Raw genomic sequence first — 6,352 nt, 5'->3', positions numbered from 1 at the left:
AGGCCCGCGGCATCAAGGCGCCGATGTCGGCGGCCGCCGGAGCGTAGTTCCACAGCCCGTCGGTGCACAGCACCAGGGCACCGGGGCCAGGCAGGTCGACGGTGGCGACGTGCCCCTCCGCCTCGCCGGAGCCGGCGCCCAACCAGGCGGTGATGGCGTGCGCGTACAGGGAGTTCCCGGCCTCTTCCTCGGTGAGGACGCCGCCCTCGACCATGGCCGCGCTCCAGGAGTCGTCGCGGGTGAGCAGCCGCGCCGGCCCGGGCGCCCCGGGGCCGGGGACCCAGTAGGCGCGGCTGTCGCCGATCCACGCCACGGTGACCGGCCCGCCCTCGGGCATGGACGCCGCCACATAGGTGCAGGCCGGCGCCCCGGCGCCGTCGGCGAGGGCGGCCACGGAGGCGGCGGCCCTGCGCAGCCCGGCGGCCGCAGCCTCGGCGGGGGCGGCGCCCCCGCGCAGGGCGCGGGCGGTCTCGGCGGCCCCGGTCTCGGCGGCGATCAGCGCGGCGTCGTCGGCGCGCGGCGCGGAGGACACCCCGTCGCACACCACCCCGATCAGCGCGGGCGAGCGGGCGCCGGGCGTCAGCAGCGCCATCGCGTCCTCGTTGCGGTGGTGGCGCAGGCCGATGTCGCTCACCCCGGCGATGGGCCCCAGCGCCGCCTCCACCCGGTCGCGGCCGCCCCCGGCGGCCGGCTCCCCGCTGGGCACCGGGGTCAGGCGCAGGCCGCAGTTCTCGCAGTAGTCGTCGCCGCCGCCGACCGGGTCGGCGCAGGCCGGGCAGGTCCTCATGTCCACGTCCTCACCCGCCGCGCGTCGGCCCGGTCGGGCGCCGTCCCGCACACGGCGCGGAAGCCGTCCTCGACGGCGCCGCCGCACGCCGGACCGGTGCGCTGGGCCATGGCCGCTCCCCCGTCCGCCGGGTTCCGCCGCGTCCCCCGGTTCCGAGTCTCGGGCAGCCGTGCGCTGCAGGACAAGGGAGAGGGGGGCCAACGACCGTGTCCGGCCGGTGACAGAGACCTTACCTTGTGCGACCGGAACGGCCGGCGGCTAGGAGAGCCAGCCGGGCCGCACCAGGCCCGACTCGTAGGCGATGACCACCAGCTGGGCGCGGTCGCGCGCCCCCAGCTTGGACAGCACCCGGCTGACGTGGGTCTTGGCGGTGGCGGGGCTGACCACGAGGCGCCGGGCCAGCTCCTCGTTGGTCAGCCCGGCCGCGACCGCCGACAGCACCTCGCGTTCGCGCCCGGTCAGGCTGTTCAGCCGGGGCTCGGGCGGCGGCTCCTTGATGCGCCCGGCGAACTCCGCGATCAGCCGCCGGGTCACCGAGGGCGCCAGCAGGGCGTCGCCGCGGGCGGCCACCCGCACCCCGTGGATGAGCTCCATCGGCTCGGTGTCCTTGACCAGGAACCCCGACGCCCCGGCCTTGAGCGCGCCGTAGACGTACTCGTCCAGGTCGAAGGTGGTCAGGATGACGACCTTGACGGCGCTCAGCCGCTCGTCGGCGACGATCCGGCGGGTGGCCTCCAGGCCGTCGGTGCCCGGCATGCGAATGTCCATCAGCACGACGTCGGGCCGCTCCCGGGAGGCCAGGGCCAGGGCCTCGGCACCGTCGCCGGCCTCGGCCACCACCTCGATGTCGTCCTCGCCCTCCAGCATCGACCGGAACCCCGCGCGCACGAGGGTCTGGTCGTCCGCGATCGCCACCCTGATCATGTGCGCCTCCCGCCGTCGCCGGGCCTGCGGGGGATCCGCGCCTCGACGGTGAACCCGCCCCCGTCGCGGGGCCCTGCCGAGAAGGTACCGCCGAGCGCCGCGGCGCGCTCGCGCATGCCGCGCAGCCCGTTGCCCTCGTGCAGGTCCGGCCCGCCGCCGGTCCCGTCGTCGTCGACCCCGACCCGGACGGCGTCGCCGTCGGCGGCCACGCGCACGCGGACCCCGCCCGCCCCGGAGTGCCGCACCGCGTTGGTCAGCGCCTCCTGGACGATGCGGTAGACCGCCAGTTCGGTGGGTGCGGAGACGTCGGCGACGGCATCGGCGTCCAGCACCACCCTCAGGCCCGCGGCGCGGGTCCGCTCCACCAGTTCGGGGAGGCGGTCCAGGGTGGGTGCCGGTGCGGCGGGCGCCCCTTCCTCCCGGTCGGATCGCTCCCGGTCGGCCTGGCGCAGAACGCCCAGGGTGGACCGGAGTTCGCGCAGGGTCTCCTTGCTCGCGCCCCGGATCGCCTCCAGCGCGCGGAAGGCGTCCTCGGGGTCGCGCCGGTGGACGGCGGCCCCGGCCTGCACGTTGATCAGCGAGATGTTGTGGGCGACGACATCGTGCAGCTCGCGGGCGATGCGCAGCCGCTCCTCGCTCGCCCGCCGCCGCGCCTCCTCCTCCCGGCCGCGCTCGGCGTCGGCGGCGCGCTGCTCGACCTCGCGCAGGTAGGCGTTGCGGTTGCGGACGCTCTCGCCCACGGAGAAGATCACGATCAGCCAGGCGATGACGGCGACCGCCCGCCAGGGGTCGAAGGACAGCCCCTCCCCGATCAGCACCGCGACCAGGGTCACCAGCACGGCGGTGGCCACGCCGGCCCGGTCGCCGACCGCCGCCAGCCGGACCACCGTCACCAGCAGCAGGATCCAGGCCATCCACCCGTCGGAGGGACTGACCATGTAGTAGAGCACCATCGCCGCGGGCGAGACGACGGCGGTCAGGTAGGGCAGGCGGCCGACGACGGCCAGGCCGGCCGCGCCGACGCCGAGCATCGCCAGGGCGGGCGCGGAGACGGGCACGCCCCGCTCGGCGGCGAACAGCGGCTCGGAGGCGAGCAGCACCGCCCCGGTGAACAGGGCGAGCGCGGCGTCCAGCCGCCATCCCTCCAGCCTGGGCGGTGAGATCCTCATGGGGGCATCATCCCCGCTCCCGGCCGCCCCGGTCATGCGCCCGCGGGAGACACCCCGCCTACTCCTGCGGGAGGACGCCCCCGCTGCTCCCGGCGGAGCGCAGCCGCAGGGAGAGCACGATGAACACGACGCCGAACAGGATCGCGTAGACGCCGATGATCAGGGCGATGGCCACGGCGCCCTCGAGCGGCCAGAACCAGATGAGCAGGCCGAAGCAGACCGAGAGCGCGCCGCCCAGGATGTACAGCCACTCGCCGGAGATCTCCTTGCGCAGCCGCACCGCGGTGACGATCTCGACGACGCCGGTGAACACCGCCCAGGCGCCGATGAGGACGGTCAGCAGGATGACGGTCGCCAGCGGCCACAGGAGCGCCACCACGCCCAGCAGCACGCCCAGGACTGCCTCGACGATGAGCGGCGTGCGGTCGCTCCCGGAGGTGCGGAAGGCCAGCACCCCGGCGAAGACCCCGTCCACCAGCGCGTAGACGCCGAACAGGACGGCCAGCACCACGGCGGTGATGCCGGGCCAGAACACCGCGAGCACGCCGAACAGGACGGCCGCCGCGCCGCGCACGGTCAGCACCCACCAGTGCCGGGACATGTAGTCGAGCATGCCCTTGGCGTTCCCCGCCGCGCCGGGGGCCACTACCGACAGATGGGCAATATTAACGCAAAGTAGTCATACCGGGGATGAAAGAGGCGGGCCCGGCGGTCCCGGACCCGCCGCGGGGAGCCGGACGGCTCACCCCTGGCCCGGATAGGGGCGCTCCGCGGGACCGACGTACAGCTGCCGCGGCCGCGCGATGCGCGTGGCCGGGTCCTTGCGCTGCTCCCGCCAGTGGGCGATCCAGCCGGGCAGCCGGCCGATCGCGAACAGGACGGTGAACATGTTGGTCGGGAAGCCCATCGCCCGGTAGATGACGCCGCTGTAGAAGTCGACGTTGGGGTAGAGCTTGCGCTCGGTGAAGTAGGGGTCGGCCAGCGCCTTGCGCTCCAGCTCCAGGGCGAGCTGGAAGAGCTCGTCCGGGCGCTCCTGGCGGGCCAGGATGTCGGCGGCCAGGCCCTTGATCTCCCGGCTGCGCGGGTCGAAGTTCTTGTAGACCCGGTGCCCGAAGCCCATGAGCCGGGTCTCCTTGGCCTTGACCTTCTCCAGGAAGGCGTCGACGTCGCCGCCCATGCCCCGGATCTCCTCCAGCATCTCCAGGACCGCCTGGTTGGCGCCGCCGTGCAGCGGGCCGAACAGGGCGTTGACACCGGCCGAGACCGAGCCGTAGATGTCGGCGTCGGAGGAGCCCACCACGCGCACGGTGGCGGTGGAGCAGTTGAGCTCGTGGTCGGCGTGGAGCAGCAGGAGCAGGTCGAGCGCCTTGGTGTAGAGCGCGTCCAGCTCGGTGTCCCCGGTGCCCTCGCCGAAGAGCATGGTCAGGAAGTTCTCGACGTAGTCGCGCGCCGGGTCCGGAGCGATGGGCTCGGAGCCGGAGGTACGCCGGTGGATGTGCGCCGCGATCGTCGGCAGCTTGGCCAACAGCCGGATCGTGGCGGCCTCGACCTGCTCGTCGTCCTCGGGGTCGGCGCTGTCGGCGTAGTAGGCCGCCAGCGTGTTGACCGCCGCGGCGAGCAGGGTCATGGGGTGCCCGTTGCGCGGCAGCGCGTCGAGCAGGGTGCGCATCTCGTCGGGGATCCCTGCGTTGGTCCGCAGCAGGTCCGCGAAGTCCTTCAGGTCCCCGGCGGAGGGCAGTTCTCCGCGGATCACCAGGTAGGCGACCTCCAGGAACGAGCTGTGCTTGGACAGGTCCTGGATGGGGTAGCCGCGGTAGCGGAGGATCCCTGCGGCTCCGTCGATGTAGGTGATCTCCGAGCGGCAGGAGGCGGTGTTGCCGAAACCGGGGTCGAGCGTGGTCATCCCGGCGCCCGACAGCAGCGCCTTGACGTCGATGGCCCGTTCGCCCTCGGTGCCGGTCAGCAGCGGGAAGGTCTGTTCCCCGCCCTCGTACCGCAGCTCCACCGTGCGCCCTTTGCCGTCTTCACTCATGCCCGAGCCAACCTTTCAAGCCTTCCAGGCGGGGTGCGGGGGCGTGCGCCGGGGTGCCCGGCGCACGCTGTGGGGTACTGACTTTGTTCGGTTTTATTAAACTCCAGTGAAGTAAAATCATACAATTCTCACGCATTAACGAACAGGTGACCTGGGACACACGAGAAGACCCAGGAGACTTGGCGGCGCCGTCAAAAAACACGCTTTTTGACCGACGCAGAGCCGCACCCCCGTCACCGCCCGGGAACAGGGATCTTCCCCGTGCGGCCCCGCCACCGACCCGCACGGCCCTGTGAAACTTCCCACCACCGGCGATTTCCACGATGGCCGTTCGGAATCGTGATGATTCCGTACGACATTCGTCTCCGTTCACACCGGCTCATTCCCCGGCGTCGACGCCTCCCGCGAGGAGGGGTTCCATCACCAGACCCGGGTGCTCGCGCTCGATCACCCGCAGCCGCCACTTGTTGTGCACCAGCACCAGCAGCTCGCCGTCCGAGCGCCGGGCCAGCACCTCGCACCCCGACAGCGCGTGCAGCTTCTCGGCGTCCCCGGGCGTGGTGCGCCGGGCCAGCGTGTAGTCCAGGCGCGCCAGCTCGACCGGGGCCTTGAACTCCTCGGCCATGCGGTGCTCGACCACCTCGAACTGCAGCGGCCCCACCGCCGCCAGCACCGGCGCCTGCTCACCCCGCACATCCGAGGACAGCACCTGCACCACCCCCTCGGCGTCCAGCTGGGCGATGCCCCGCTGGAACTGCTTGTAGCGGCCCGCGTCCCTGGCCCGGGCCACCGCGAAGTGCTCCGGGGCGAAGCTGGGGATGGGCGCGAACACCACCTTGGGCCCCTCGTAGAGAGTGTCGCCCACGCTCAGCGCCGCGGCGTTGACCAGCGCGATCACATCGCCCGGATAGGCCCGCTCCACCGTGGTGCGCTCCGAGCCGAACACCTGCTGGGTGTACTTGGTGGCGAAGGGGCGCCCGGTGGCCGCGTGGGTGAGCACCATGCCCCGCTCGAAGCGGCCCGAGCAGATGCGCACGAACGCCATCCGGTCCCGGTGCGCCTTGTCCATCCCGGCCTGCATCTTGAACACCTGCCCGGAGAAGGGCGCCTCCACGGGGCGCTGTTCGCCCTTGTCGTCGGCCGCGGGCGCCGGGGCCGGGGCCAGGTCCACCAGCGTGTCCAGCAGGGCGCCCACCCCGAAGTTGGGCAGCGCCGCCCCGAACAGCACCGGCGAGGACTCCCCCGCCAGGAACGAGGCCTCGTCGTACTGCGCGCCGATCTCGCCGAGCAGCTCGATCTCCTCCAGGGCCTGCTCCCAGGCCGGCCCCTCGGCCCCGGCCGCCGCGTCCGGGTCCATCCGCTCCTCCTCGGCCTTGGTGGCCCCGCCGGGGGTGCGGTGGTACTTGACGTACTCACGGCCGTCGCCGCCGGTGCCCAGCG

The 6,352-nt window shown here is 73.1% G+C and carries 5 protein-coding genes and 1 pseudogene (1 of these 6 cut by a window edge); all 6 read right to left on the bottom strand.

Translation table 11 applies throughout. From position 1 onward, the window contains the following. Positions 1-592, bottom strand: partial view of a PP2C family protein-serine/threonine phosphatase gene (locus D450_RS0114875; RefSeq protein WP_449289466.1) — the 5' portion only. The gene continues 248 nt to the left of window position 1, outside the view; 592 of the gene's 840 nt are visible here — the first part of the coding sequence; the start codon lies at positions 590-592; the stop codon falls past the left edge of the window. A gap of 453 nt (positions 593-1,045) precedes the next feature. Further along, positions 1,046-1,711: a response regulator transcription factor gene (locus D450_RS0114865; RefSeq protein WP_017539452.1), complete on the bottom strand. Its 666-nt coding sequence runs from the start codon at positions 1,709-1,711 to the stop codon at positions 1,046-1,048. Continuing rightward, entirely contained in the window at positions 1,708-2,880 is a 1,173-nt protein-coding gene (locus D450_RS0114860; protein ID WP_017539451.1) for a sensor histidine kinase, read from the bottom strand. The genes D450_RS0114865 and D450_RS0114860 overlap by 4 nt, the downstream gene beginning before the upstream one ends. A 58-nt stretch (positions 2,881-2,938) precedes the next feature. Then, the gene (locus D450_RS0114855) at positions 2,939-3,493 is read right to left on the bottom strand and encodes an HdeD family acid-resistance protein (RefSeq protein ID WP_241483163.1); all 555 of its coding nucleotides are present in this window, start codon (positions 3,491-3,493) and stop codon (positions 2,939-2,941) included. A 129-nt stretch (positions 3,494-3,622) separates the two neighbouring features. Then, positions 3,623-4,912 (bottom strand): citrate synthase, encoded by a 1,290-nt coding sequence (locus tag D450_RS0114850; protein ID WP_017539449.1) that lies wholly within the window; start codon positions 4,910-4,912, stop codon positions 3,623-3,625. Positions 4,913-5,291: 379 nt separating this feature from the next. Beyond that, positions 5,292-6,352: pseudogene (locus tag D450_RS0114845) on the bottom strand (peptide chain release factor 3); the annotation flags it as partial.

This window comes from Nocardiopsis halophila DSM 44494 (assembly GCF_000341245.1).
Taxonomy (GTDB): domain Bacteria; phylum Actinomycetota; class Actinomycetes; order Streptosporangiales; family Streptosporangiaceae; genus Nocardiopsis_A; species Nocardiopsis_A halophila.
This window is presented reverse-complemented; position numbering and strand designations above follow the sequence as displayed.

What these genes read in the sequence shown, in the direction of transcription:
- D450_RS0114865 (WP_017539452.1), bottom strand. Translation starts at nt 1,711, where the DNA reads ATGATCAGGGTGGCGATCGCGGACGACCAGACCCTCGTGCGCGCGGGG.
- D450_RS0114850 (WP_017539449.1), bottom strand. Translation starts at nt 4,912, where the DNA reads ATGAGTGAAGACGGCAAAGGGCGCACGGTGGAGCTGCGGTACGAGGGC.
- D450_RS0114860 (WP_017539451.1), bottom strand. Translation starts at nt 2,880, where the DNA reads ATGAGGATCTCACCGCCCAGGCTGGAGGGATGGCGGCTGGACGCCGCG.
- D450_RS0114855 (WP_241483163.1), bottom strand. Translation starts at nt 3,493, where the DNA reads ATGCTCGACTACATGTCCCGGCACTGGTGGGTGCTGACCGTGCGCGGC.